We start from the raw sequence: 24,597 nt of genomic DNA, 5'->3' as shown, positions 1-24,597 counted from the left end.
ATCTCGTGCCGGGTGCCGACGGCGATGAACTTGCCGTCGCTGATGGCTACGGCTTCGGCCTGCGGGTTGGCGCGGTCAAGCGTGGCAAAGCGCCCGTTCATCAGAATCAGTTCGGGCTTGGCGGCGGCATCCATGGTGAGGCTCCGGTCGATGGCAACGACTGCAGCGGGGCCGCGGCAAAGCGGCACCCGCCGGTTCGGCAAAGAGCAGTCTGGCCAAGCGCTAGCGGGCGGGCACTGCCGGCAGGGCCTCGTGCTTGCCGCTGGTCCGTTGCTCGGCCTTGTGCACCATCGTGTAGGCATAATCCACGCCCATGCCGTAAGCGCCGGAATGCTCCTTGACCAGCTTCATCACGGCGTCATAGGTGTCGCGGTGCGCCCAGTCACGCTGCCATTCGAGCAGGACCTGCTGCCAGGTCACGGGGACGACGCCGGCCTGGATCATGCGTTGCATGGCGTAGTCGTGTGCTTCCCTGGAAGTGCCGCCCGAGGCGTCGGCCACCATGTAGATTTCGTAGTTGCCCTCGGCCATCGCGCACAGCGCAAAACTGTTGTTGCACACCTCGGTCCACAAGCCGGAGACGACGACTTTCTTGCGCCCGTTCGCCGCGAGCGCGTCACGCACCTTCTGGTCATCCCAGGAGTTCATCGATGTGCGTTCAAGCAGCTTCGTGCCTGGAAACACGTCGAGCAATTCCGGATAGGTGAAGCCCGAAAAACTCTCGGACTCCACGGTAGTGATCGTGGTGGGAATATTGAAGATCTTCGCGGCCTTGGCCAATCCGACCGTATTGTTCTTCAGGGCCTGCCGGTCCATGGATTGCACGCCGAAGGCCATTTGTGGCTGGTGATCGATGAAAATCAACTGACTGTTCTGCGGTGTCAATACCTCGAGCTTCGGGTTAGTCATGGTGTTTCTCCGATACGGACGTACGGATCGATCGAGGACGCGTGACGCCCTCGCCTTGGATTCACGTCGCGGGTGCAGCGCCCGCGTGCGCGCATGAAGCGATACGAAGCACGCCCCATGCTTTGGGCCTTACTAATATAGGAACTCTATTCAAACGGGCCAGGCTTTTCTTACGCGGCAGCGTGCACTCTTCAGCCCCTGCATGGCGTCATGCGCTTAGAGGCCGTTTCAAAAAGATGCTGACGTCGTTGCGCGGCCTTGCCATGTCGGTGCTGTACCTGGCTCCGACGATTCAGCCTTCGTGACCGGAACCGCGCCTCCGGTGGATGGTGGCGCATCGATCACCCGCACCTGAGCGAAAGCCGCCAGCAGGAGGCCACCTGGTGGCGCAGCACATGATGGACCGGTCCTCGTTGCCTGCTGGGCAAGCTGGAGACCGGCAGCCGCAATGTTTGCCGACGGCGATCAACCCGCCGAGCTGGCGGGAAGCACCGAAACACGGACGCTGGTAATGCCCAGCGGCTCGCGCCCGGCAGCATCCGCCGCGACCGTCCACGCCTTCAGTGTATCGGCAACCGACTGCAACAGCGCAGCCCCCGCAGTGGATGCTTGGTCCAGCCCCAGCAACACCTCGAACGACGCGCTGCGCTCGCCCGCCACCTGCAGCCGCGCATCCAGGTCGCCCAGCACGGCGTAGACGGCATTGGCCAGCAGTTGCACAAAGCCGCGCTGCAGGCCAAGCGGCTGGTACTGCGGGCGAATCCACGACTCGACCAGCGTGACGAAGATCACACCGGTTTCGTCGGCATTGATCTCGAACGCGCAGTACCCGACCGGATCCAGGTCCCGCGCGAGGATCAGGCGGTAGAACAGCACCTGGCCGCAAACCTCATCGGTATCCATGTCCATCTCGAACGCCTGGCCCGGCTCCCAGTCCTCGCTGTCGAGGACTTCGCCAACGGCCGGCTCGTCGCCGGCGTGCGCGTCGAGATGGCTGCGCAGCGCAGCGAGCACCTCATCGCGCCCGGGCGCTTCCGGCGGTTCCGTATAGATGGCAAACCGCTCCGCCTCGCCCGCCTCGGCAAAGGCGGTGCCCATCAAGGGCGCGAGCTGCAAAGGCAGCGGCTCCTGCAGGGCTTGGCGGAGAGTGTCGGTATTGGTGGACGCGGTCATGGGCTTGATTGGGCTTGATGAGGGCTTGAGGGCTCGGGATTGAATGCGCGCCAGCGGCGCAGGCACAAAAAAAGTCAGCGCCGAGTTTGCCACAGATATGGCGCGGCGAAGCGCTCGGATGGGTCGGCGCCGCATCAACCCGCAACCAGCCGGCAGCGCCTGTGCCACAATCGCCCCGCCGGATGCCGAAACACCCCGCAAAAACGCCGCCGGCCCACAGAAAAAAGGAAACCCCATGTCCTCCCGCCGTCAATTCCTGAAAACCATGCCGGTGGCGGTTGTCGCAAGCCTTGCCACCGTCCCGGCCTGGCGTGGCGCTTACGCCGCCGCGCCCACGCTCGACGAGGCCGAACCGCAGGCGGTCAAGCTGGGCTACAAGGCGGATACCCGCAAGGTGGACCAGGCCAGATATCCCAGGCATGCCGCCAGCCAGACCTGCGCCAACTGCCAGCTGTTCCAGGAGGGCGCCAACCCGGCAACCGGCGGCTGCGTGCTGTTTGGCGACAAGCAGGTAGCTGCCGCCGGATGGTGCAGTTCGTGGGAACAGGGATAAAGACCGAAGGTTGCAGGCTCAGTTGCCCTGAGCGTCCCGGGGCGAAGCCGGCTCCGCGCCCTGCGCCGGCGCTTCGCTGCGCTCCCGGTCCTGGGCATCCCACAATCGCCCGCGCGTGCGCGGGTCCACCGGCAGCCGCTGCTGCATGGCCGCCTTGGCCAGCATATGGGCGCTGATCGGCGCGGTAAGAAACAGGAACGCGGTAACCAGCAACGCATGCAGGCTCAGGCCGTCGCCTTGGTTGCTGAAGAACACCACCGACGCCAGCACCACGCCGCCAACGCCAAGCGTGGTCGACTTGGTCGGGCCGTGCAGGCGCATGAAAAAATCCGGCAGCCGGACGAGGCCGATGGCGCCGACCAGGGTAAAGACGCTGCCGATCAGCAGCAGCGCGCAAGTGGCGATTTCCGCTACAGGGCTCATCAAGTCCATTGGGTCTCCCGGTGCCGGTTACTTGAGCTCGATGATGTCGCCACGCTGCAGGTACTTGGTCAGCGCGACGGTGCCAATGAAGCCCATCACCGCGATCAGCAGCGCAATCTCGAAGAACAGCGCCGAGCGCAGCCAGATGCCGAACACCATGATCAGCGCGATGGCATTGATATTGAGCGTATCGAGCGCCACGATGCGGTCGGGCAGGCCCGGTCCGCGCACCAGGCGGATAAAGGTCAGCAGGCAGGCAATCCCGAGGATCGCCAGCGAGATCGGCATTACGACGGCAAGCATTCGAATATCTCCCTTAACGGTGTCTCGTAGCGCGTCTTGATCAGCGCGATCAGGCGGGCCTCATCGTCAAGATCCAGCACATGCACCAGCAGCCGGCGGCGGTCGTCGCTGAGTTCGGCGCACAAGGTGCCAGGGCTGAGCGACACGATGCTGATCAGCGCGGACAGCGCCAGCTCGTGCTCGACATCGATCGGCACCTGGATAAAGGCCACGCGCAGCCGGGACACCGGCCCCAGCACCAGGATGGCCACTTCCACATTGGCCACCACGATGTCGACGAGCACATGCACGAACAAGCGCAGCATCAGGTCGGGACGAGACACCCGCACCGGCCGCAGCCAGAGCCGTGCCCCGATCCGCAGCGAAAATGCCCAGCCGAGGAAGGCACCCAGCGCCAGGTTGCCTGGCGATGCGCTATTGGCCAGCAGGAGCCAGATCGCCAGCAGCGCCAGGCTGAGCCAAGGATGCGGGAACAAGCGTTTCCACATGGTGTCAGCCTCCCCCGGACGGCAGCACCGCGCGCAGGTACGCGCCACGGTCGAACAACTGGGCACAGGTGTCGGCAAGATACTGGCTCAGCGGACGGGCACCCACGACCAGGGCCAGGCTGCAGGCCAGCAGGAACGCGCAGCAGCCCAGCTTCCAGCCGTCGGGCGCAATGCGCTGGCAGGCGCGATGGCGCTCCGGATCGTGGTCCTGAGGCAGGCGCCACAACAGGCGCGTGCCCGTGCGGCTGACCGCAATCAGCAGCGCCAGGCTGGACAGCAGGATGCAAGGCCACAACACGGCCGCCGCCGGCAGCGAGGCACTGCGCATGACCATGACCTTGCCGATGAAGCCGGATAACGGCGGCAGGCCGATCGCCGCCACCGCCGCGACCAGGAACAGCAAGCCGGCCAGCCGCGAGCCGCGGACCACCGCCACCGGCTCGCGCGCCGGGGCGGCAGGCGCAGCCGGCTCCAGCGCGTCCGCCAGCAGGAACAGCGCCGCCGTGCACAGCGTGGTGCTGAGCAGGTAATACAGCGCGCCCGCCCAGCTTTGCGCTGTCTGCATCGACACGCTGGCCGCCAGCAGCCCTACCGATGCCACCACAAGGTAGCAGGTCAGCGATTTGAGGTTCGGGGCGGCCAGCGCGCCGAGGGCGCCGAACGCCATGGTGGCAAGGGCCAGCCACCACACCCAGTCATGCAGGAACACGCCCAGCATGCCATCCGGGGCATCGAAAACCAGCGCCGCGCAGCGCAAGATGGCATAGATGCCCACCTTGGTCATGATGGCGAACAGCGCCGCGGCCGAGCCCGCGGCGCTGGCGTAGGCCTTGGGCAGCCAGAAAACCATGGGAAACAGCGCAGCCTTGAGCGCGAAGACCAGCATCAGCATGATGCCCGCCGCCGTGGCCAGCGGCACATCGGCCGGCGCCAGCCCGGCCAGCCGCACGCCCATATGCGCCATGTTGAGCGTGCCGCTCAGCCCGTACAGCACGCCGATCGCGATCAGGAAGAAAGCGGATCCGGCGAGGTTCAGCACGACGTAGTGCAGCCCGGCACCGATGCGTGCCCGCCCGCCGCCGTGCAGCAGCAAGGCATAGGAGGCGATCAGCAGGATCTCGAAGAAGACGAAGAGATTGAACAGGTCGCCGGCCAGGAAGGCGCCGTTCAGCCCCATCAGCTGGAACTGGAACAGCGCATGGAAATGCCGCCCGAGGCGCGCATCGCCCCGCCCCGCGGCCACCGCGGCGGCCGCGCCCAGCACCGCGGTCAGCAACAGCATCAGGGCGCCCAGTCGGTCGAGCTGGAGCACGATGCCGAACGGCGCTGGCCAGTTCCCGATGTGATCGACCAGGATGGCGCCCGTGGCCGCCACGCTGACCATGCACGCCGCGACCGGCAACAGCAGCAGCGCGGCCGCGGTGCTCAGCACGCGCTGGGCCCGGCCCCAGCGTGCCGGCGCGGCCACCAGCAGGCCGCCGGCAAACATCGGCAGCAGGATGGGCAGGAGAATCGATAGCTGGAGGCTGTGGGTCATTGGCCACTCGCCGTGTCTGAGTCCGGGGTGCCGGGGGTGCCGGGGGTGCCGGCGGCCGGCGGCTCGCCCTGCGCCGCGCCCGCCTCCCTGCCGTCCACATGATCGCTGCCCGTGATGCCGAGGGAGCGCAAGGCCAGCACCACCGCGAATGCCGTCATGGCAAAGCCGATGACGATGGCCGTCAGCACGAGGCCCTGCGGCAGCGGATCGGCATACTGCGCGCCCGTGGCAATGATCGGCGGGCGGCCGGTGGAGAGCCGTCCCATCCCCAGCAGGAACAGGCTCACGGCGTATGAGATCAGCGCCAGCCCCACCACCACGGAAAACGTGCGGGCACGCAGCAGCAGGTAGATGCCGCAGGCCATCAGGATGCCGACCGTGCCAGCGTAGACGGCTTCCATCAGCCCCCCTCCTTCGCATTGACATTGACATTGAGGCGCTTGTCGCGCACGCCGAGGTGGGACACGATCAGCAAGGTCGTGCCCACCACCGTGAAATAAACGCCAAGGTCAAACACCATGGCGGTCGCCAGTTCGATTTCTCCCAGCACCGGTATGTGGAAATGGCCGAAGGCCGTGGTCAGGAACGGAAAACCAAACGCCCAGCTGCCCAGGCCGGTCAGCCCCGCCACCAGGATGCCGCCACCGGCCAGCGCGCGATAGTTCAGCGCGATGCGCGCCTCCGTCCACAGCACGCCGCTGGCCACGTACTGCAGCAGCAGGGCTACCGCCGTGATCAGCGCGGCGACAAAGCCGCCGCCCGGCAGGTTGTGCCCGCGCAGCAGCACGAAGACCGCGACCAGCATGGTCAGCGGCAACATCAGCCGGGCCAGGATGGCGAGCAGCAAGGGATGGCTCTGGCTTGACCATGGCAGCCCGTTGGGCCCCGCTGGCGGCGCCGTCAGGCGCATGCCCTTGAGCAGCGCCTGCACCGCCAGGCCGGCGACCAGCAGCACGCAGATCTCGCCCATCGTATCGAAGCCGCGGAAGTCCACCAGGATCACGTTGACCGCATTATGGCCACCGCCGCCTTCCACGCTGTTAGCCAGGAAGAACGAGGAGATCGCGTCGTAAGGCCGGGTCATCACTGCGTAGGCCAGGATGGCCAGCAACGTGCCGCCGCCCAGCGCCAGGCAGCCGTCGCGCACATGCCTGCCCAGCGAGGACGAATCCGGCCGGTCGACGGGCAGGAAATACAAGGCCAGCACCAGCAGCAGGATGGTGACGATCTCGACCGAGACCTGCGTCAGCGCCAGGTCCGGCGCCGAGAAGCGCGTGAACAGCAGCGCCACCAGCAAGCCGCACGCGCTCAGCAGCACAAGCGCGTTCAGCCGTTGCCGGTGGGCAATCACCACGCCGATCGCCGACAGCCCCAGCAAACCCATCCCCGCCACCGTCATGAGGTCGAGCGGGATCGCTGGCACCGGGCCAGCCAGCGTGTCCAGGTCGGACAGGAAGACGGCGGGAATCAGCAGCATGGCGGCCAGCATCCACGCCAGGTAGCCTTGCAGCGAGCCGGTCTCGAATGCGCCGGTGACGCGCCCGGCCATCCGCGCCAGGCTGTCGATGCCCGCCTCGAACGCATCGCGCGCATTCAGATGGGCAAAACGCGCTTGCATCCGATGAAAAGCGTTGCGCCGCAAGAAGAACAGCACGCTGCCGCAGGCCATCGAGACCAGGCTCATCACCAGGGGCAGATTGACGCCATGCCACAAGCTGAGGCTGTATTCCGGCAGCGGCCCGCCTAGCGTGGCCAGGGCGGCCGTCGCCAGCAAGGGCCCCACCGTATACGCCGGGAACAGCCCGACCACAAGGCAGATGGCAACCAGCACCTCCACCGGAATCTTCATGGAGCGCGGCGGCTCATGTGGCGGATAGTTCGGCAGGCCGTCCGGCTCGCCGCCAAAGAACACGCCGTAGATAAAGCGCAGCGAGTACGCCACCGTCAGCGCCCCGGCAAAGGTCGCCGCCGCCGGGATGATCCAGTTGAAATCCCCCAGCAGGCCCTGTGCGAGCGTCTCGCCGAAGAACATCTCCTTGCTCAGGAAGCCGTTGAACAGCGGCACGCCCGCCATCGAGAGCGACGCCACGATGGCCAGCAACGCCGTGTGCGGCATATAGCGGCGCAGGCCCCGCAGCTGCTGCAGGTCGCGCGTGCCGGTCTCATGGTCGATGATGCCCGCCGCCATGAACAGCGACGCCTTGAACACCGCATGGTTGATGATGTGGAACAGCGCGGCCACCGTGCTCAACTGCGTGTCCAGGCCGAACAGCAGCGTGATCAGGCCAAGATGGCTGATGGTGGAATACGCCAGCAGGCCTTTGAGGTCCCGCTGCAGCAAGGCCATGCCCGCGCCAAGCACCAGCGTGGCAAGGCCGGTGAGACTGACCATGTAGAACCACCAGTTGGTGCCGTCCAGCACCGGATACAGCCGCGCCAGCAGGAAGACGCCGGCCTTGACCATGGTGGCGGAATGCAGGTAGGCGGACACCGGCGTGGGCGCCGCCATCGCATGCGGCAGCCAGAAACTGAAGGGAAATTGAGCGGACTTGGTAAACGCCGCCAGCAAGATCAAGCTCAGCATCACCGGATACAGCGGGTGGCGCTGCACGGTGCCGGCCTGGGCCAGCACCACGGAGAGCTCCATGCTGCCGCAGATATGCCCGAGCAACAGCACGCCGGCCAGCAACGCCAGCCCGCCCCCGCCGGTCACCGTCAGCGCCATGCGCGCGCCCTTGCGCGCATCGGAGCGATAGGACCAGAAGCCGATCAGCAGGAACGACACGATGCTGGTCATCTCCCAGAACACCGCCAGCAGCAGCAGGTTGCTGGACAGCACCACGCCCAGCATCGCCGCCATGAACAGCAGCAGCAGGGAGAAAAAACGTACGGTGGATTCGCTGCGCGGCAGGTAGTAGCGCGCATAAAGGATGACCAGCAACCCGATGCCCAGCACCAGCAGCGCAAACACGTAGGCCAGGCCGTCCAGCCGCAGGCTGAGGCTTAGCCCGATGTCCTCGAGCCAGGGCTGGCGCCAGGCAATGGTGCGGCCCTCGAACACCGCGCTGCGCACGCTGAGCAGCAAGCCAAGGCCAAGCAATGGCGTGCTCACCACGATGGGCGTGGCCAGAAAGGGTACGTGGCGCCGCACCGGCAGCAGCAGCAGCAGCAGCAGCAGCAACGCTGCCAGCAAGGGAAGCGCGATCAACCAGGCCATCACCATCGGCGGGCTCCGCAAGCGCGCCGCGTGCTGCCGGCGGCGGGGGCATCAATGAGGTTCAGGGGAGTCTCGATGGCGTTCAATGTGTCGGCGTCCAGGGAAGCTCCGTGGCGTTCATGGGCACGCTTGGGGTACGCGGGATGGCGTCCGCGCCTCAGGCAGGTTGACGACAATCACCGGCACATCCGATCTCGCGATGAGGGCGCCGCCGCCGGGGCGTGCCCACGCTGCCAGCCCCCCGTCCGCTGCCGCAGCCTATTTTGCGCCACAACCACTCACCTCCGGCATGTCCTCTCCATCCCGGATAAAGAATTCAGATCCATCTCAAAAGAATTGAACACGGGGTGCGACAGCGGCAATGCCAAGTCGCTCCAGGCCGCTCCAGGTCGCACTGCTGCAGGCGCACATTCAGGCACAAACACAAACCGTCGGCCTCCGGCCAGCCGGCGAACAGGCCGGACCGGCGCAAGACGCATGCTGCAGTTGAAGGATAGACGCTGAACGAGGTAACTTCAGGATTCTGAGGCGTTCCTGACTGGCAGTACCCGCAACGTCCATCACAGGGGTTTCTCCAGCCCCCGCCATCAGGGCAAAATGGCGCGAATACGGTCGATGGGATGCGGTGGCAGGTCAATCGAGCCACTGTCACCGCCGTAGTAAACATGCCTGCCGTTTGCCCCCCATACGAGATGCTTGTCGTCGGCTTCATAGCTGCGCTCGGCCAGCACTGTATTCCCGCCATTGCGCAAGATCCGCACCCGCACCGTAACAACCCCGCGCCAAGAATCAATGATGCATTGCTCCGCGACATAGGTCCTGTTGTGGGAAACGTCACGCGTGCAGTTGTCGGCTTTCGCTCGCAGTCGCGCTCCCAGGATGTAGTTGGCCAGGACGATGAGCACCACGAAATAGACCGGCCAGCGGAAGATCTTGAGGCCCCTCATATGTCAATCTCCAAGATGTCGATGCTGCAGGCGGCAGGCTGAGCCTGCGGCGGCGACTGCGCGCTAGCGTAAAGCCGTAAACAGCAGTCCCGCGATGCCAAGCCCGAGCGCCGCCAGCGCATCCCCTGCGATCAGCCCGCCGCCCACCAGCGATGTCGTGCTCATGTCCTCGGGCAAGGTATCCGGCGCGTCCCCGGGATTGCGCAAGCGGTTGAGCAGGCTGGCCACGACGCCGCCCAGCGCGAACCACGCCGAGGTGGGCAGGTTGACGAAGCCGCCAAAGGACGAGGCATAGGGCGACGGCAGCAACACCGCATCCAGCAGGAAATCGGCAACGCGGCCGCCTCTTCCCGCCCGGGCAAAGCGCTGGTAGCGCGGCCACGACTTGACCAGAAGGCGCAGCACCGCCGTGGCCAGCCCAAGAACGATGCCCAGCACAACCGCCGTGCGCTGGTGCGGCAAGTCGTTGGTCAAGCCGCGCAACGCGCCGACGATCTTGTAAGTCATGGCCGAAGCCCAGTGCTGGGGCTGCTCGCCGGCCGAGAGCACAGTCTGGTCGAGCGCCAGCGCCGGATACGCCCGCATGAACAGCCTGGCGAACAACACGGCCAGCACCGCGCCGGCAACGATGCCCGCCACCTGGAAGCGAAACTGCACGGTGCGGCTGGTGCCGAGCCGCCAGCCGGTGGAGCGGTCTTGCTGCATGTCGCACGCCTCGCTGGTCGAGACCAGCAGCACCGTCGCCGCGATCAGCCCCACATTCGGGTCACGCAAACCCAGCGCGGCCATCAGGATCACGGACAGCACGAATGCGGAAGAAATCGGGTTCTGGTCGACCATGCCCACCGAGATGCCGTTGACCATGGCGAACACGAACACCAGCAACACCGCCAGCACCATGTAGCCCGCGGGCTGATGCAGCAGGCCCACGCCCACCGCCACCACCGCGAGCCCCCAGAACAGCACCCACGCCACCATCCGCCACAGGCTGCCGTCACCTGCCGCCGCAGAGGGCTCGCGCCGTATCCGTGCGGGCAACTGCCGGCCATGCCGGTACACCTTGAGCAGGATCAGCGAGATATCGAGCAGCGCGGCGCCCATGATCATGCCGAGCGCAATCAGGAAGGTGATCTTGCGAAAGGGGTCGCCCGGCGCCAGCCAGCCGATCGAGACAAAAAAGGGGATCAACGCCTGGCCCGCCAGCCCGGCAACAAGCGCCGCCACGCCGATGCGGGCCCCGACGATCATGCCCGCGCCAAAGGTGGACGCGGACAAATCGATGGCGGCAAGCCGCTCCACGCGGGCCGCACCGATGCCGCTGACGATGCCCAGCACCGTGCCGCCAGCCAGCCGCGACACCGACTGCCTGAGCAGCACCGGATCCGTCAGGGCGCGCAGGATGTTGGCCACCGCCAGCCCGGAGGGAAACGTGAGTTGCAGCCGATCGACCAGGATTGGCGTGTACAACATGCCCACGCCCACGCCGAACATGCCCACGCAAAGCATGTACAACATCAACTGCCATATCGGCGGCTCGGGCAGGCCCATCCAGGTCATCGCCTGGATCACCACGGCCATGCCGCTCATGCCGGCGACCGATGCGGCAATGGTCTGGATATAGTTCGCGCCATGGCGGCCGTCCGCGCCATAGCCGTAGGTCACCGTGGAGCCGAGAATGCCTGCCAGCACCTGCCCGCCCACAAAGAAGCCGAGCGAGAAGTTCATGTACGCCGCCGCAATCCCGCCCAGCGGGCCGAGGACAAGGACCCCGATGGCGCCGAGCAGCGCATGGTATTTCCAGCCGCCCTGCTCTGGCAGCCATGCCCAGCGCCGGCCGCCGGCGGCAGTGGCACCGAGCCTCCCGGCGTGTGCCGGCGAGGTAGCGTCTTGCGGTGGCCTGCCGACTGCCGTCATTGGTTTCCCCCATGCGGGCAAGCCGCATCGGTGGCGCTGGATCGAAGGAAAAGGAAAAAGCCCGCGCAGCGAGGACAACGCTGCCGGCGCTGGGCAGATGCTACCGCAAGCGGCGCACTAGGTCGTGCGGGATTGCCGAGCAACGGCGGGCTCGTTTTTCATCATAGCCCAAGCGGTCTGGCGTCATCCAGAGCGAAGAACGCGCAGTCAAGGACCGCGCACATTCATGAATCGAGACGGCTTATTGCGCAGACGAATCCTTCCGCGACCTAACTTTCCTGGTCGAACTACCAAGCTGACCTTTGCTTGAGTTGCTCTCCCTATACCGAAGCGCATCCACAACCAGCGAAAAAGCTGGCGACGGTTGCCGGCGGCTGGGGTAGTACAGGAAGAACCCCGAGAACGGCTCGCACCAGTCGTCCAGCACGCGTACCAGGCGGCCTTCCTCGATATGCGGTGCGAACTCTTCTTCGGGCAGACTGGCGATGCCGAGTCCGGCGAGCGCGGCCTCCACTATGTTGTGCGACGTGTTGAAGATGAGCTGTCCATCCACGCGCACATTCAACTGCTTGCCACGCCGCTGAAAGTCCCATACAAAAATCCCGCCACTGCTCTGCATCCGCATGTTGATGCAGTTGTGATTCAGCAGGTCGTGCGGTTTCTTGGGAATCGGGTGCGACTTGAAGTACTCGGGCGACGCGGCAATCGCCATGCGCAGTTGCGGCCCGATGGGCACGGCGATCATGTCCTTGTCGATGGTGTCGCCCAACCGGACACCCGCATCGAAGCGATCCGCAACGATGTCCCGGAAGCCGTAGTTCACGTCGAACTCGACCTTGATGTCGGGGTACTCGCGCAACAACGGGGTGAGCTTCGGGAGAATCGTGGTTCGTAGAATGTGATCGCCGCAGGTGATGCGCACCGTCCCCGCAGGCTTGTCGCGCAGTTCAGTCAGTTCATCCAACTCGGACTCGATCTCGTCAAACCGATGGCCGATGGCATTCAACAGGCGCTCGCCTGCTGCCGTCGGCGAGACGCTGCGCGTGGTGCGAGTCAGCAGCCGGATCTGAAGTCGTGCCTCCAGGCCGTTGATCGCCTGGCTCAATGCCGATTGCGTCACCTCCAGATGCGCCGCGGCGCGTGTGAAGCTGCCTTCGCGCGCAATGGTGACGAAATATAGAAGGTCGTTGAGGTTGCGTCTGGCCACAGCTCGGTCTCCCATGTAATACCAAAAATACTTATTAGCTTACCTTATAGGGCCTTTAAGCATTCATTAGCTAGTCAACGCGGCCTCCAAAGCTGAAGATAGGAGGCATGAAAATCGTCCCCCTTTCAATGGCGACGGGGAGCGATGGCTCTGCTGGTCGGCTCGCTTGTGGGGCTGGCAGCTCGGTCGCCCAGACATCGGCCGGCGCGGCCTCTGCGCCTTCCAAGGATTCCGTCATGAAGATTCGCCTGATCGTCGGCGAGCAGGTCGCCATCGCCACCCTATACGACAACGTCACCGCCCGGGATTTCGCGTCGCTGCTGCCGCTGTCCTTGACGATGACGGACTACGACACCATCGAGCGTGTCTCCGACCTGCCGCGCACGCTGTCCACGCAGGGCGCTCCTGAGGGCATGGCGCCCGTGGCCGGTGAGCTGACTCACTACGCGCCTTGGTGCAACCTGGCGATCTTCATCAAGCCTCGCTCCTATTCGCGCAGCCTGTTGCCGCTGGGCAAGGTTGATGAGGGTCTGCCCATCTTGTCCCGGCCCGGGCCGTACAAAGTGCGGATTGAGCGCGTAGCACCCTGAACCGCCTTCCCGTGACATCTACCCGTTGAAAGAAATACCCATCATGACCAAGAGCATTGAAATGAGCAGCGACATCGCCACGCTGGACGTTGCCGACGTGGGCCGCCGCAACTTGCCGAAAATGAACGGCACCGGAATCGCCCCCCTGTGCCTCGGCGCCATTGGCGCGAGTCCATCAATGGCCCAGGCGCAAGCGCAGCTCGGCACCAAGTGGGACAAGACATTCCCCGAAACAGCCTACACGGCGGCGGCAGAGCCGAAGGAACTCATGATTATTCCGGGGGCCGTCCACACGGACTTGTACGACCGCGTCGACGTCATCCCCTTCGACAAGCTGACGGCGTTCTTTCAGAAAAACCTGGCTACGCCGGTATAAAGCCACCGGGGCGGGCGAGCTGCACCCCTCGCGTTTCCATACCTGGCCGCGCACACCCTAACGGGCTGCGCGGCATTTCCTATTGAGCGACAGAAGAAGAGTATTTCATGACAGCCACCGCCATCGACACCCCCAAGGGCGACACCAACACCCTCAACGAACCTCAAGAGCAGCCGGCGGCCTGGAGCGGCGTCTTTGCCATGTCGGTTTGTGCTCTCGCACTGATCGCGTCGGAATTCCTACCCGTCAGCCTGCTGACGCCCATGGCAAGAGACCTTCATGTCACCGAAGGCATGACCGGCCAGGGCATCGCCATCTCCGGCGCGTTCGCGGTGCTTGCGAGCCTGTTCATCTCGGCGCTGGCAGGCAACCTGAACCGCAAGCCCCTGCTGCTGGGGCTGACGGCGGCAATGGGCGTTTCCGGCGCGATCGTCGCACTGGCGCCGAACTACTTCACCTACATGCTAGGCCGGGCGCTGATCGGCGTCGTCGTTGGCGGATTCTGGTCAATGTCGGCGGCCACGGCCATTCGGCTGGTGCCAGCGCGCGATGTGCCACGCGCTCTCGCCATCGTCAATGGCGGCAACGCACTCGCCACGGCGGTCGCCGCGCCGCTGGGCGCCTACCTGGGCACTGTCATCGGCTGGCGCGGTGCGTTTCTGTGTCTGGTTCCAGTGTCGCTGATCGCGCTGGCCTGGCAGTGGAAGACGCTCCCGTCGATGCAAGCGGCGGCACGCGTGTCCGGCATCGGCAATGTGTTCAAGGTGTTCACCCTGTTCGCGCGCCCCGGTGTCGCTGTGGGCATGCTGGCCAGCAGTTTGCTGTTCATGGGGCAGTTCGGGCTGTTCACCTATGTGCGGCCGTTCTTGGAAACGATCACGGGAGTGCATGGAGCCACGATCTCGCTGATCCTGTTGGTGATCGGCGCGGCGGGCTTCATCGGCACCGTACTCATTGGCCGCGTCCTGCAGCGGGGCTTCTATCAGACGCTGATCATCATTCCGCTGCTGATGGCCGCGACGGCCCTGGCTCTGATCGCTTTCGGCGGCTGGATCGCCGGCGTTGTCGCGCTGCTCGGCCTGTGGGGCCTGACAGGCACCTCGGCGCCTGTGGGCTGGTGGGCCTGGATCGCCAAGGTATTCCCCAAGGATGCAGAGGCCGGCGGCGGTCTGTTCGTCGCCGTGGTTCAGATGTCCATCGCACTGGGCTCCACCGTGGGCGGCCTGCTGTTCGACCACAGCGGCTATCAGAGCACCTTCGTGGTAAGCGCGGTGCTGTTGGCGATCTCTGCCGTCCTGACGGTCATGACTGCACGCAGATCTGCGGCACATGCCTGAGAAGCCGGCCTGCCGCCTGTCGCTAGTCGATCTGCCTAAAGGAGAAAGAACATGACCATCAAAGCCTATGGTGCCCATGCTGGCAACCTTCCGCTCGAACCAATCGGCATTACCCGCCGCGCGCCACGCGCGCACGACGTGCAGAGGGCTTGAGCGCAGTCCGGCGAAGTGCCGAGCTGAAGTCATGCTGAAACAAAAAAACCGGACACATGACATGTCCGGCAACCCATTTGCTGACTCAGATCGTGTCACTAACCCGAGGCCAAAAAATGATAACGATTATCATTTGAACATTCAAGGATGAAACGCGCACCCGCCGCTGGAAGCCCTCAGGCCGCCACCGCCATGCGCCGTGCCTGGCCCGCGCGATGGCGTCCGAACCGGAGCATGGTGGCGCCAGCCATCACCGCCGGTATCCCCACCATCAGGAACAGCGCCGGCATGGTCAGCCCCATCGACAGCATCGTGCCGCCCCCGACCGAGCCGACCACCGAGCCCATCCGCCCGACGCCATTGGCCCAGCTCACGCCGGTGGCGCGGCAATCGGTGGGATAGTAGGCCGCCGACAAGGCATTGGCGCCCACTTGCGAGCCGGAGATGCAGAAGCCAGCGGCGAATACCGCCACCCCGGCCAGCCATGGCGCCGTGGTCAGGCTGCCGATGGCGGTGATGAACACACCTGCCAGCGCGTAGCTTGCGGCCAGCACATAGTGCGGGTTGGCCCGGTCCATCAGCCAGCCCAGCACGATGGCGCCAAGCGTGCCGCCCACCTGGAACATCATGGTGACAAGGGCCGCCGTCTTGAGCGAGATCCCGGTTGCCCGCAGCAGCGTGGGCAGCCAGCTCGACAGCAGGTAGATCACCAGCAAGCTCATGAAGAAGGTCAGCCACAGCAGCAAGGTCCCGCGCACCAGCTCGGGCTTGAACAGGTGCGCAACCGGCGAGCCGGGCGCGCGCTTGTCCGCCACCACGATGCTGCCAGGCGCGACACGCTCGCACGGCGCGATCCGCTCCAGGATGGCCGCCACCTTTTCCGGGTGCTTGCCGCTCAGCACCAGGTAGCGGACCGACTCAGGCAGCTTCCAGACCAGGAGCGGCAGCAGCAGCAACGGCAGCACGCCACCCAGCAGCAGCACGGCGCGCCAGCCGTGCTCTTCGATCAGGTTCGCCGAGGCCAGGCCGCCCAGGGCCGAGCCAATCGTGAAGCCGCAGAACATGGTCGTGACCAGGAAGGAGCGGCGCTTGGCCGGGCAATACTCAGAGGTCAGCGTGATGGTATTGGGCATGGCGCCGCCCAGCCCCAGACCGGTCAGGAAACGCAGCGCCACCAGCCCCCACAGCGAGCCGGAGAACGCGCAGGCCAGGCTCGCGACGCCAAAAAACAGCACACAAAAGAGCAGCACGTTCTTGCGGCCAAAGCGGTCGGCCAGCGGGCCGAACAGGAACGCGCCAGCCATCAGGCCGGTGAGCCCGGCGCCAAACAACGGCGCCAGGTGCGCCGGCGTGAGCTGCCATTCGGCGCGGATCGCGGGTGCGATAAAGCCGATCGCGGCGGTATCGAATCCGTCGATGGCGACGATCAAGAAGCAAAGCACGACGATCGTGACCTGGAAGGCCGATAACGGCTGGCGATCGATGAATTCGGTGATGCCGATGGATGGTTGCGTGGGCACAGCGGTCTCCTGCATTGTGTTTCGAAGCGGCCGACTTGCGATCGGCTCGCCATGTTCTGGCGGCTCTTTGGCCGCTCTTTGCTTCTTTTGCGCACTTTGGGCCACTCCGGGCCGGCGCTCCCCCTACCGCGCCCCGCCCAGGCAGTCTTCCGCGCGCCAGCCGTGCAGCCATTGCAGCGCGTCGTAGAACTGGTCCTGCGTGCGTCCGACCCACAGCGAATTGCGCACCAGCCGCTCCACGCCCTTGGCGTGATACAGCCGGCCCATCTCGCGCGCGGAGTACAGCACGCGCGCGGTGCGCGGGATGCGCGCCCTCTCGTACAGGGCAAAGGCCGCCACGAAATCGCCCTCGGTCTCGGCCACGGCCGCGCCCAGTGTCACGGCGTCTTCCAGCGCCTGGCAGGCGCCCTGCGCGAGGTACTGCGTCATGGGGTGGGCGGCATCGCCCAGGAGGGTGGCGCGGCCAAAGCTCCATTGCGCCACCGGGTCGCGGTCCGCGGTGGCCCAGCGCCGCCAGGAGGTGGGCCGGTCCAGCATCTGGTGCGGGCGGGCGTGGATGCCCTCGAAGTACGACAGCACTTCTTCCTTGCTGCCATCGCGCACGCCCCAGACTTCTTGCTCGCGGCTATGGAAGGTCACCACCAGGTTGTACTGCTCGCCGCCGCGCAACGGGTAATGCACCAGATGGCAGTTGGGGCCGGCCCACACCACCGGCGCATTGATCTGCAGGTCGGCCGGCATGTCGGCCACATCCACCACGGCGCGGTACACCACGTGGCCGGTCACGCGCGGCTCGTCGCCGAGCAAGGCCTGGCGCACGGCGGATTTCACACCGTCGCAGCCGATTACGGCATCGCCCTGGTGGCGTTCGCCGTGCTGGTCGATCACGCTCACGCCGCGCTCGTCCTGCTCCAGCGCGCACACCGTGGTGGCGGTGCGGAACTGAATCAGCGGGTGATCCCGCACGGCTTCCAGGATGGACAGGTGGATGTCGGCGCGATGGATCACCGCGTAGGGGTTGCCAAAGCGCTGGCGATAGCGCTCGCCGACATCCACCTTGGCGACTTCGGTGGCGTCGAGCGCATCCATCATCACCAGGTAGTCGGTGAACACGGAGCGCTTGCGCGCGGCGTCGCCCACGCCCAAGGCGTCCAGCGCGGCAAAGGCGTTGGCACCAAGCTGGATGCCGGCGCCGATTTCACCGATCTGGGCCGCCTGTTCCAGCAATTCAACGCGGATGCCCTGCCGGGCGAGCGCCAGTGCGGCGGCCAGGCCGCCGATGCCGCCACCGACCACGATCACCTTGCGGTCCGTGCTGCGCGTGTTGTTCATGTTCGTCTCCTTGGGTGCGCACCCGGTGGCCATCCGGCCTCGGGGTGCCCTGTCGCATTGGTTAGCGCGCCGTGTAGTCCGGCTGCCGCTGAGGTTCTGCCTGCTGGAAGGCCGGGTGCTCGCAGGCATGGCGGTAAACCGCCATGGTGCGCTCGAAGCGTTCGGTACGGCAGCCCATGCGCTGCGCATTGGCGATCTGCGGCACCAGGCAGCAATCGGCCAGCGTGGGCTGGTCGCCGAAACACCACGGGCCGCGCCCGTGCTGCGCCAGCAGCCGCTCCACCGCGCCCAGCCCTTCGTCCACCCAATGCTGGTACCAGGCGTCCTTTTGCTCCGGCGTCACGCCCAGCGTGTCCTGCAGGTAGCGCAGGATGCGCATGTTGTTGACCGGATGGATATCGCAGGCAATCACATTGGCCAGCTCCAGCACCCGCGCGCGCGGCTCCGCCGCTTGCGGGATCAGCCGCGGCTCGGGATGGCAGGCGTCGAGGTAGTCGATGATCGCCATCGACTGGCCCAGGTGGAAGTCGCCGTCCACCAGCGCCGGCACCACCGCCGAGGGGTTGATGGCCGCCACATAGTCCGCGGCGCGATGCTCGCCCACGCGGATATTGACCGGCTGGTAGTCGCATGGCAGGCCCTTGAGCGCCAGCGCGATGCGCACGCGGTACGACGTGGAGCTGTTGAAGAAACTATAGATCTGCACGGTGAAGCCCTCTTTCTCGAAATTCCGGAATCTCGATGCCGTCAGGCCACCCGCACCGACAGCTCGCCCAGGCGCTCCACGCCGGCAACCATCAGGTCACCCGGCTTGACGGCCCCGACGCCTTCCGGCGTACCGGTGTAGATCAGGTCGCCCGGTTCCAGGCGGAAGTACTTGGACAGGTCCGCCACGGTCTCAGCCACCGACCAGATCAGGTGCGTGACGTCGCTGCGCTGCTTGTCGGCGCCGTTGACGGTCAGCCAGATCGCGGCCTGCTCGAAATGCCCCACTTCGCTAGCCGGATGGATCGGGCCGATCGGCGCCGAGGCGTCGAAGGCCTTGCCGATTTCCCACGGGCGCCCCATCTCGCGCATCTTCATCTGCAGGTCGCGCCGGGTCATGTCCAGGCCCACGGCATAACCCCAGACGTGCTCCAGCGCCTGTTCCAGCGCAATATCCGAGCCGCCCTTGCCGATGGCGACTACCAGCTCGGATTCATAGTGGTAGTTGCTGGTCTGGGCCGGGTACGCCAGCGTCAGGGTCTCGCCGTAGGCGACCGGGATCACGGCATCGGCCGGCTTGCAGAAGAAGAATGGCGGCTCGCGGTCGGGATCGAAGCCCATCTCGCGGGCATGCGCGGCGTAGTTGCGGCCAACGCAGTAGACGCGGCGCACGGGAAACTGGTCGCTGGTGCCAACGACCGGCACGGCCACGGCGGCGGGAGGGGTAATGACGAAAGACATGGAAGACCTCAGGCAAGAATCAGGCAAGAGAAGGGGAAAAAGACAAAGTAATGGGACCGCGCCGGATCAGGTGCGCTCCTCGCGCAGCAGGTTGAGCGCGGATAGCACCGGGCGGTCGGAATAGCTGAACAGCACCGTGTCCTCGACCGAAGCCAGTTGCACCGGCTGCCAGGACGGGGCCACGAAGGTGTCGCGCGGCTCGAACTGGAACTGCGCCTCGCCGATGCGCACGGTGCCGCGCCCTTCCACCACGGAATAGATGGTGGCGTCGGTACTGCGATACGTTTTGCCCTGGAAACCGGCAGGGAGGTATTGCATGAAGGTAGCCATGGTCGGCATCGGCCAGCCGCCGGTGGTCGGGTTCACATAGCGCAGCTTCACGCCATCCCAGGCATCGAGCTCGCCGTTGCGGTAGAGCTGGTCCAGCGCCTCGCGGCTGCGGGCATAGGGATAGCTGAAGATTGGCGAGGTGGGATCGGTGACGCGGTGGCGCACCGGCAGCATGTTGTGGCCGAAGCGGGCAAAGCTGTCGCCTTCGGGACGCAGCACCGGCTGCGAGGCTTCGGGGTAGTTTTCCGCAAAGCCGGCATCCAGGTGCTGCAGCAGCGGGATATCCAGCCCGTCGAGCCAGACCACCGGCTCGCCGCCCTGTGCCACGGACGGGTTGCCGTGGTCATGCCAGGTCCAAGATGGCGTGATGATGAAATCGCCCGGATGCATGGTGGTGCGCTCGCCGTTGACGGCGGTCCAGGCACCGCGGCCCTCCACGATAAAGCGCAGCGCGGACTGAGTATGGCGATGGCTGGGGGCAATCTCGCCGGGCAGGATCAGCTGCAAGCCCGCGTACAGCGTGGAGGTGATGCTGGACTTGCCGGGCAGGCCAGGATTCTCCAGCACCAGCACGCGGCGCACGGCTTCTTCCGCGCTGATGACCTCGCCCGCCTGCATCACCAGCGGGCGGATCTCGGCGTATTTCCAGATCGCCGGCTGCGCTTGCGGGCGCGGCTCGCGCGGGACCAACGCGTGCAGCGATTCCCACAGGGGCGCCATCTGGTTGCGGCCGATGCGGCTGTAATAAGCTGAACGGTCGGTGCGCTTCTTTGCGTCTGGCATGGCCTTGTCTCCGATTCATCGCCCGCTCGGGGCGCTGGGCAGCCGCTATGGGCTGCGGGGTGCGATGGAAGATTTATACGCCGTGAGATATACCTTGTAAAATGACAGATTCCTCTTATCCATATGAATATGGATATATCTCAAAGGGAATACCCTGATGGATTGGACCCAGCGGCTCCGGCTGCGCAACCTGCAGATGCTGCTTAGCCTGGCGCAGACCGGAAACATGAGCCAGACAGCCGCAGCGCTCAGCACCACGCAGCCCGCCTTGTCGAAATGGCTCAAGGAACTCGAAGACGACATCGGGCTGCCGCTGTTCGAGCGCCACGCGCGCGGCCTGCGCCCCACGCCCTATGGCGAATCGATGATTGCCCATGCCAGGCGCATCGAGGCGCACCTGGATACCGCCCGCGACGACATGCAGGCCATGCGCGAAGGCGGCAGCGGCCTGGTGGTGATCGGCACCTCCGGCGCGTCGGCTGCCAATACCGTGCCGCTAGCCGTCACCTCGCTGTTGCAGCGCCTGCCGAAAGCCCATGTCCGGCTGGTGGAAAGCACCATGAACCTGCTGATGGCGCAGCTGGCCCGGGGCGAGGTCGATATCGTGGTGGGCCGCTCCGCGCCGGAACTGCAGGACGGGCAGATGCGCGCCGAGGCGCTCTACATGGAGCCGATCCATTTCGTCACACGCCCGCGGCATCCGCTGTTCGAGCTGGCCGAACCGGGCTGGAGCGACCTGCAGGCATACCGGTGGATTGTGTGGCCACGCGGCACGCCCATCCGCAACACGCTGGAGTCGGCGCTGAACGCGGCTGGCCAGGGCATGCCGGCCGATTGCGTGGAGTCGAACTCGGTCATCCTCAACCTGACCTTGCTCAACCACAGCAATATGATCGGCGTGGCCTCGCACCGGACCGCGCGACGCCTGGAGCATCTTGGCGCCCTACGCATCCTGCCGCTGCGGCTGGCGGGCTTTGGCTCGGTATCCATGTACTGGCGCGACGACGGCTTTGGCCGTATCGCGGTCAGTGCCGCGCTGGATGCCCTGCGGCGCGCGGCGGTGCGCTCGGTCGATGAAATCCCCGACGACACGCACGGATGACGCCAGCCCGCGCGGCTCACGCTCGCCCGTTGCTCACTTCATATCGGGAGGACCCTGTCATCCAGCCGCCCGCCGGCTCGACAGATGCCGCCCCGCATCCGGCGCGAGCCGGACATAGCCGATCAACGACACCAGCGTCAGCACGCCCGCGAAGAGAAACGCCCAGCGAAAATCACCGAGCGTAAAGTGCGGCACGTCGCTGGCCTGTGCGCGCAACGATGCGGCAATCCTCAGCGACAGCGAGCCAAACGCAATGCCAAGCCCGATCGACATCTGCTGGGCAGCGTTCCATAGCGTATTGGCGCTGCTCATCTGGTTTTGCGGGATATCGGCGTAGGCCAGCGTGGCGAGCGTGGAGAACTGCATCGAGCGCGTCACGCCGTAGATAAACACAACGAACAGCACGATGGCGAGCGGCGTCTCGGGCGTGAGCAACCCGCACGCAACGATGAACACGCTGGCGAAAGCCACGTCGACGATCGCGGTGGCGCGAAAGCCGTAGTGTTGCAGCACGCGCGTGGTCAATGCCTTCATGCCGAGGTTGCCGAGCGCGCTGGCGAGCAGCAACAGCCCGGAGCGGAACGCGGACAGCCCGAAGCCAACCTGGAACAGCAGCGGCATCAGGTACGGCACCGCGCCGATGCCGATACGGGTGACGGACCCGGTGATCACGGTGACCGAGAACGTCGGCACGCGCAGCGTGGTGAAATCGAGCAGCGGATGCTCACGCCCCGCCGCATGGCGCACGGCAAGCACGCCCAGGACGAGGCCGGCGGCCACGAACGCGCCCGCCGTTGCCAGGCTGGCGCCTTGCTGGCTGGCCAGTTCCGTGCCATACAGCACGAAGGTGAGCGTGGTGCCACTGAGCACGAAGCCAACGATATCAAGCGGCTTGGGCTCGCTCGCGCGTTCGTTGCGGATCATCATGAAGGTAGCGATCAGCGCGGCGATGCCGAATGGCACGTTGAGCAGGAAGATCCAGCGCCAGGATGCGTAGGTAGTGATAAACCCGCCGATGGGCGGCCCCACCACAGGCGCCACGATGGCCGGCCAGGTGATGGTGGAAATGGCCTTGATCAACTGGCGCTTATCCGTGTTGCGCACCACGATCAGCCGCCCGACCGGCACCATCATCGCGCCGCCAATGCCCTGCAGCACGCGCGCCGCGGTGAACGCGAACAACCCGTTCGATGCGCCGCACAGCACCGAGGCCACCGTGAAAACAACGATCGCCCCGCCGAACACCGTCCTCGACCCAAAGCGATCCGCGATCCAGCCGCTGATCGGGATAAACACCGCCAGCGCCAGCATATAGGCCGTCATACCCAGGCTCAGGTCATTCGGCCCGACCCCGAACGACTGCGCCATCTGCGGCAACGCCGTGGCGAGCACGGTGGTATCGAGGTACTCCATGAAGAAGGTGGCCGCGACGAGATAGGGCAGGAATCTCATCGACGACGACTGGGTTTGCGTTTGGTCCATGGAGCGGCGGGTGCGGGGGGGGGGATGCGTGTCTGCGCGGCGAAGCGAGCGGGCCGCTTTTTGCCACCGGGAAAGCCATTTCAAGCCAGGATGGCAATCATACCGGGCATCGGCAAACGACGTTTGCCCCGCCCGGCCCACGCCTTGGTCAGTCCATCATGCCGCGCCCGCGCGCGCCGGGTCCTCCGCCTGGTGCCGCGGCACGCGCACCGGGTCGACATGGGTCATCACATTCAGCACGTCCTGAATCTGCATGGCAGCGAGGCGCGCCTGCACCGCAATACGGTGTCCTTCCTCGACCGTCATTGCGCCATCGATCTCCAGATGCACATCGACCAGGATCGCGTCGCCCATCTTGCGGGTCTTCAGGTCATGCAGGCCCAGCACGCCTGGCGTGGCCAGAATGGCCTGACGAATCGCCTCGATGCTCTGCGCGTCCACGGCACGGTCCATCAGGTCATGCAGGGCATCCCAGGAGAACTTCCAGCCCATTCTGGTCACCATCAGGCCGACCACCAGGGCGGCCACTGGATCGAGCATGTGGTAGCCAAGCAGGTTACCGCCAATGCCCACGGCGACCACCAACGACGATGCCGCATCCGAGCGCGCATGCCATGCGTTGGCAACCAGCATGCTGGAGCGCACGCGCTCGGCCACGGCGAGCATGTAGCGGAACAACGATTCCTTTGCCGCCAGCGCGCCCAATGCCACCCACAGCGCGACACCCTTGACCGGCTGGATCAACTCGGGATACTCCAGCTTTTGCACGGCCGACCACAGCATGCCGGCGCCGACCGCGAGCAGCAGCAAGCCGATTGCCAGCGAGGCGGCAGTCTCGAAACGCTGGTGGCCGTATTGGTGGTCGGCATCCGCGCCCTTGCGGCTATGGTGACTGGCGAACAGCACCACAAAGTCCGAGACCAGGTCGGAAAGCGAGTGAATGGCATCCGCGATCAACGCCTGGGAGCCGGCCACCACGCCCGCCACCAGTTGCATGCAGGTCAGCAGGATATTCACGGCCACGCTCACCCAGGTGCTGCGCCGCGCCGCCTGAGCCATGGCGGGCGTCTCTACCTCGGCCTCGTCGATGATCTCATCATTTCGCATCGATGGATGACTCCTGTTGTCCGGTTAATGTGCGGTTAATGTGCGGTTAATGTCCAGCGAATGCCTTGCCAGGCAAAGCGCGGCCGCGCCCCAGCCATTCTAGCCACTCGAACAGCGCCATGCCGGCCAGCATGGCCAGCACAGAGACTGCGCCTTGCCATGCGCCCGCGCCCAGCAGCACGAGCGCGGCGGCGGCCAGGCCAATCAGCAAGCCCCCGCCCAGCGCGGACCAGCGCGCAACATGGCGGTGGCATCGTCCGCGGCGGCGCGCATCGTGTCCAGGCTCAGGGAGGGAGAAGCCCCTTGCAGGGGTTCGGCAAAGGCCGGGCGTGACCCCGGCCCGCCAATCAATATATATATATTAATAT

General features: G+C 65.6%; 23 protein-coding genes and 2 pseudogenes. 6 read left to right on the top strand and 19 right to left on the bottom strand.

Annotated elements, in window-relative coordinates:
• Nucleotides 1-222 precede the first annotated feature (222 nt).
• A complete protein-coding gene (locus AC1RWI_RS33020) occupies nt 223-909 on the bottom strand; it encodes a hydrolase (RefSeq protein ID WP_043355504.1) in 687 nt (228 codons plus the stop codon).
• 257 nt (nt 910-1,166) lie between these two features.
• Here AC1RWI_RS33020 and AC1RWI_RS33015 point away from each other — a divergent pair.
• A pseudogene (locus AC1RWI_RS33015) lies at nt 1,167-1,264 on the top strand (SDR family oxidoreductase); the annotation flags it as partial.
• Between the two features lie 110 nt (nt 1,265-1,374).
• Here the strand turns inward: AC1RWI_RS33015 and AC1RWI_RS33010 are convergent.
• Nucleotides 1,375-2,082 carry a hypothetical protein gene (locus AC1RWI_RS33010; protein WP_043355506.1) on the bottom strand — a complete coding sequence of 236 codons (708 nt, stop codon included), beginning with the start codon at nt 2,080-2,082 and terminating at the stop codon, nt 1,375-1,377.
• A gap of 235 nt (nt 2,083-2,317) precedes the next feature.
• On the opposite strand from AC1RWI_RS33010, the gene AC1RWI_RS33005 reads away from it, so the two are divergent.
• On the top strand, nt 2,318-2,635 hold the full coding sequence (locus tag AC1RWI_RS33005) for a high-potential iron-sulfur protein (RefSeq protein WP_043355507.1): 318 nt from the start codon (nt 2,318-2,320) through the stop codon (nt 2,633-2,635).
• 18 nt (nt 2,636-2,653) lie between these two features.
• Here AC1RWI_RS33005 and AC1RWI_RS33000 read toward each other — a convergent pair whose 3' ends face one another.
• The 9 genes from AC1RWI_RS33000 to AC1RWI_RS32960 all read right to left on the bottom strand — a co-directional run bounded on the left by AC1RWI_RS33000 (nt 2,654) and on the right by AC1RWI_RS32960 (nt 12,671).
• Nucleotides 2,654-3,061, bottom strand: coding sequence for a Na+/H+ antiporter subunit G (locus AC1RWI_RS33000; RefSeq protein ID WP_236702240.1), 408 nt, complete (start codon nt 3,059-3,061; stop codon nt 2,654-2,656).
• Between the two features lie 24 nt (nt 3,062-3,085).
• A complete protein-coding gene (locus tag AC1RWI_RS32995) occupies nt 3,086-3,361 on the bottom strand; it encodes a K+/H+ antiporter subunit F (protein ID WP_043355509.1) in 276 nt (91 codons plus the stop codon).
• Nucleotides 3,346-3,849: a Na+/H+ antiporter subunit E gene (locus AC1RWI_RS32990; protein ID WP_492870432.1), complete on the bottom strand. Its 504-nt coding sequence runs from the start codon at nt 3,847-3,849 to the stop codon at nt 3,346-3,348. The genes AC1RWI_RS32995 and AC1RWI_RS32990 overlap by 16 nt, the downstream gene beginning before the upstream one ends.
• A gap of 4 nt (nt 3,850-3,853) precedes the next feature.
• Complete coding sequence (locus AC1RWI_RS32985; RefSeq protein ID WP_492870431.1) at nt 3,854-5,386, bottom strand: monovalent cation/H+ antiporter subunit D; 1,533 nt, start codon at nt 5,384-5,386, stop codon at nt 3,854-3,856.
• Complete coding sequence (locus tag AC1RWI_RS32980) at nt 5,383-5,787, bottom strand: Na+/H+ antiporter subunit C (RefSeq protein ID WP_492870430.1); 405 nt, start codon at nt 5,785-5,787, stop codon at nt 5,383-5,385. Before AC1RWI_RS32980 ends, AC1RWI_RS32985 begins: the two co-directional genes overlap by 4 nt.
• Nucleotides 5,787-8,609, bottom strand: coding sequence for a monovalent cation/H+ antiporter subunit A (locus AC1RWI_RS32975; RefSeq protein ID WP_492870429.1), 2,823 nt, complete (start codon nt 8,607-8,609; stop codon nt 5,787-5,789). The genes AC1RWI_RS32980 and AC1RWI_RS32975 overlap by 1 nt, the downstream gene beginning before the upstream one ends.
• 581 nt (nt 8,610-9,190) lie before the next feature.
• Nucleotides 9,191-9,550 (bottom strand): hypothetical protein, encoded by a 360-nt coding sequence (locus AC1RWI_RS32970; RefSeq protein WP_492870428.1) that lies wholly within the window; start codon nt 9,548-9,550, stop codon nt 9,191-9,193.
• 63 nt (nt 9,551-9,613) lie between these two features.
• Nucleotides 9,614-11,464, bottom strand: a complete 1,851-nt coding sequence (locus AC1RWI_RS32965; RefSeq protein ID WP_043355521.1) for an OPT/YSL family transporter — start codon at nt 11,462-11,464, stop codon at nt 9,614-9,616.
• A 241-nt stretch (nt 11,465-11,705) separates the two neighbouring features.
• On the bottom strand, nt 11,706-12,671 hold the full coding sequence (locus AC1RWI_RS32960) for a LysR family transcriptional regulator (RefSeq protein ID WP_043355522.1): 966 nt from the start codon (nt 12,669-12,671) through the stop codon (nt 11,706-11,708).
• A gap of 236 nt (nt 12,672-12,907) precedes the next feature.
• Here AC1RWI_RS32960 and AC1RWI_RS32955 point away from each other — a divergent pair, with 236 nt between their 5' ends.
• The 3 genes and pseudogenes from AC1RWI_RS32955 to AC1RWI_RS32945 all read left to right on the top strand — a co-directional run bounded on the left by AC1RWI_RS32955 (nt 12,908) and on the right by AC1RWI_RS32945 (nt 14,974).
• Entirely contained in the window at nt 12,908-13,261 is a 354-nt protein-coding gene (locus AC1RWI_RS32955; protein WP_492870427.1) for a cyclophilin-like fold protein, read from the top strand.
• 217 nt (nt 13,262-13,478) lie between these two features.
• Nucleotides 13,479-13,637, top strand: a pseudogene (locus AC1RWI_RS32950) (alpha/beta hydrolase); the annotation flags it as partial.
• Between the two features lie 107 nt (nt 13,638-13,744).
• Nucleotides 13,745-14,974, top strand: a complete 1,230-nt coding sequence (locus AC1RWI_RS32945) for an MFS transporter (RefSeq protein WP_043355525.1) — start codon at nt 13,745-13,747, stop codon at nt 14,972-14,974.
• Between the two features lie 329 nt (nt 14,975-15,303).
• Here AC1RWI_RS32945 and AC1RWI_RS32940 read toward each other — a convergent pair whose 3' ends face one another.
• The 5 genes from AC1RWI_RS32940 to gtdA form a co-directional block, all read right to left on the bottom strand.
• Nucleotides 15,304-16,647, bottom strand: coding sequence for an MFS transporter (locus tag AC1RWI_RS32940; protein WP_492870426.1), 1,344 nt, complete (start codon nt 16,645-16,647; stop codon nt 15,304-15,306).
• A 123-nt stretch (nt 16,648-16,770) separates the two neighbouring features.
• Nucleotides 16,771-17,979, bottom strand: a complete 1,209-nt coding sequence (locus AC1RWI_RS32935) for a 3-hydroxybenzoate 6-monooxygenase (RefSeq protein ID WP_043355526.1) — start codon at nt 17,977-17,979, stop codon at nt 16,771-16,773.
• Nucleotides 17,980-18,040: 61 nt separating this feature from the next.
• Complete coding sequence (maiA, locus tag AC1RWI_RS32930) at nt 18,041-18,685, bottom strand: maleylacetoacetate isomerase (protein WP_043355527.1); 645 nt, start codon at nt 18,683-18,685, stop codon at nt 18,041-18,043.
• 41 nt (nt 18,686-18,726) lie between these two features.
• Entirely contained in the window at nt 18,727-19,425 is a 699-nt protein-coding gene (locus AC1RWI_RS32925; protein ID WP_492870425.1) for a fumarylacetoacetate hydrolase family protein, read from the bottom strand.
• A 66-nt stretch (nt 19,426-19,491) separates the two neighbouring features.
• Nucleotides 19,492-20,538, bottom strand: coding sequence for a gentisate 1,2-dioxygenase (gene gtdA, locus AC1RWI_RS32920; RefSeq protein WP_043355531.1), 1,047 nt, complete (start codon nt 20,536-20,538; stop codon nt 19,492-19,494).
• 157 nt (nt 20,539-20,695) lie between these two features.
• Here gtdA and AC1RWI_RS32915 point away from each other — a divergent pair, with 157 nt between their 5' ends.
• Nucleotides 20,696-21,640 carry a LysR substrate-binding domain-containing protein gene (locus AC1RWI_RS32915; protein WP_492870424.1) on the top strand — a complete coding sequence of 315 codons (945 nt, stop codon included), beginning with the start codon at nt 20,696-20,698 and terminating at the stop codon, nt 21,638-21,640.
• A gap of 57 nt (nt 21,641-21,697) precedes the next feature.
• Here AC1RWI_RS32915 and AC1RWI_RS32910 read toward each other — a convergent pair whose 3' ends face one another.
• The 3 genes from AC1RWI_RS32910 to AC1RWI_RS32900 all read right to left on the bottom strand — a co-directional run bounded on the left by AC1RWI_RS32910 (nt 21,698) and on the right by AC1RWI_RS32900 (nt 24,440).
• Complete coding sequence (locus AC1RWI_RS32910) at nt 21,698-23,122, bottom strand: DHA2 family efflux MFS transporter permease subunit (RefSeq protein ID WP_052495084.1); 1,425 nt, start codon at nt 23,120-23,122, stop codon at nt 21,698-21,700.
• 156 nt (nt 23,123-23,278) lie between these two features.
• Nucleotides 23,279-24,229 carry a cation diffusion facilitator family transporter gene (locus AC1RWI_RS32905; protein ID WP_043355535.1) on the bottom strand — a complete coding sequence of 317 codons (951 nt, stop codon included), beginning with the start codon at nt 24,227-24,229 and terminating at the stop codon, nt 23,279-23,281.
• A gap of 46 nt (nt 24,230-24,275) precedes the next feature.
• Nucleotides 24,276-24,440, bottom strand: a complete 165-nt coding sequence (locus tag AC1RWI_RS32900) for a hypothetical protein (protein ID WP_492870423.1) — start codon at nt 24,438-24,440, stop codon at nt 24,276-24,278.
• Between the last annotated feature and the right edge of the window lie 157 nt (nt 24,441-24,597).

It is taken from the genome of Cupriavidus sp. MPR-AND1C (assembly GCF_058809705.1).
The sequence above is the reverse complement of the archived record's forward strand: the minus strand, read 5'-3'. Positions and strand labels throughout refer to the sequence as shown.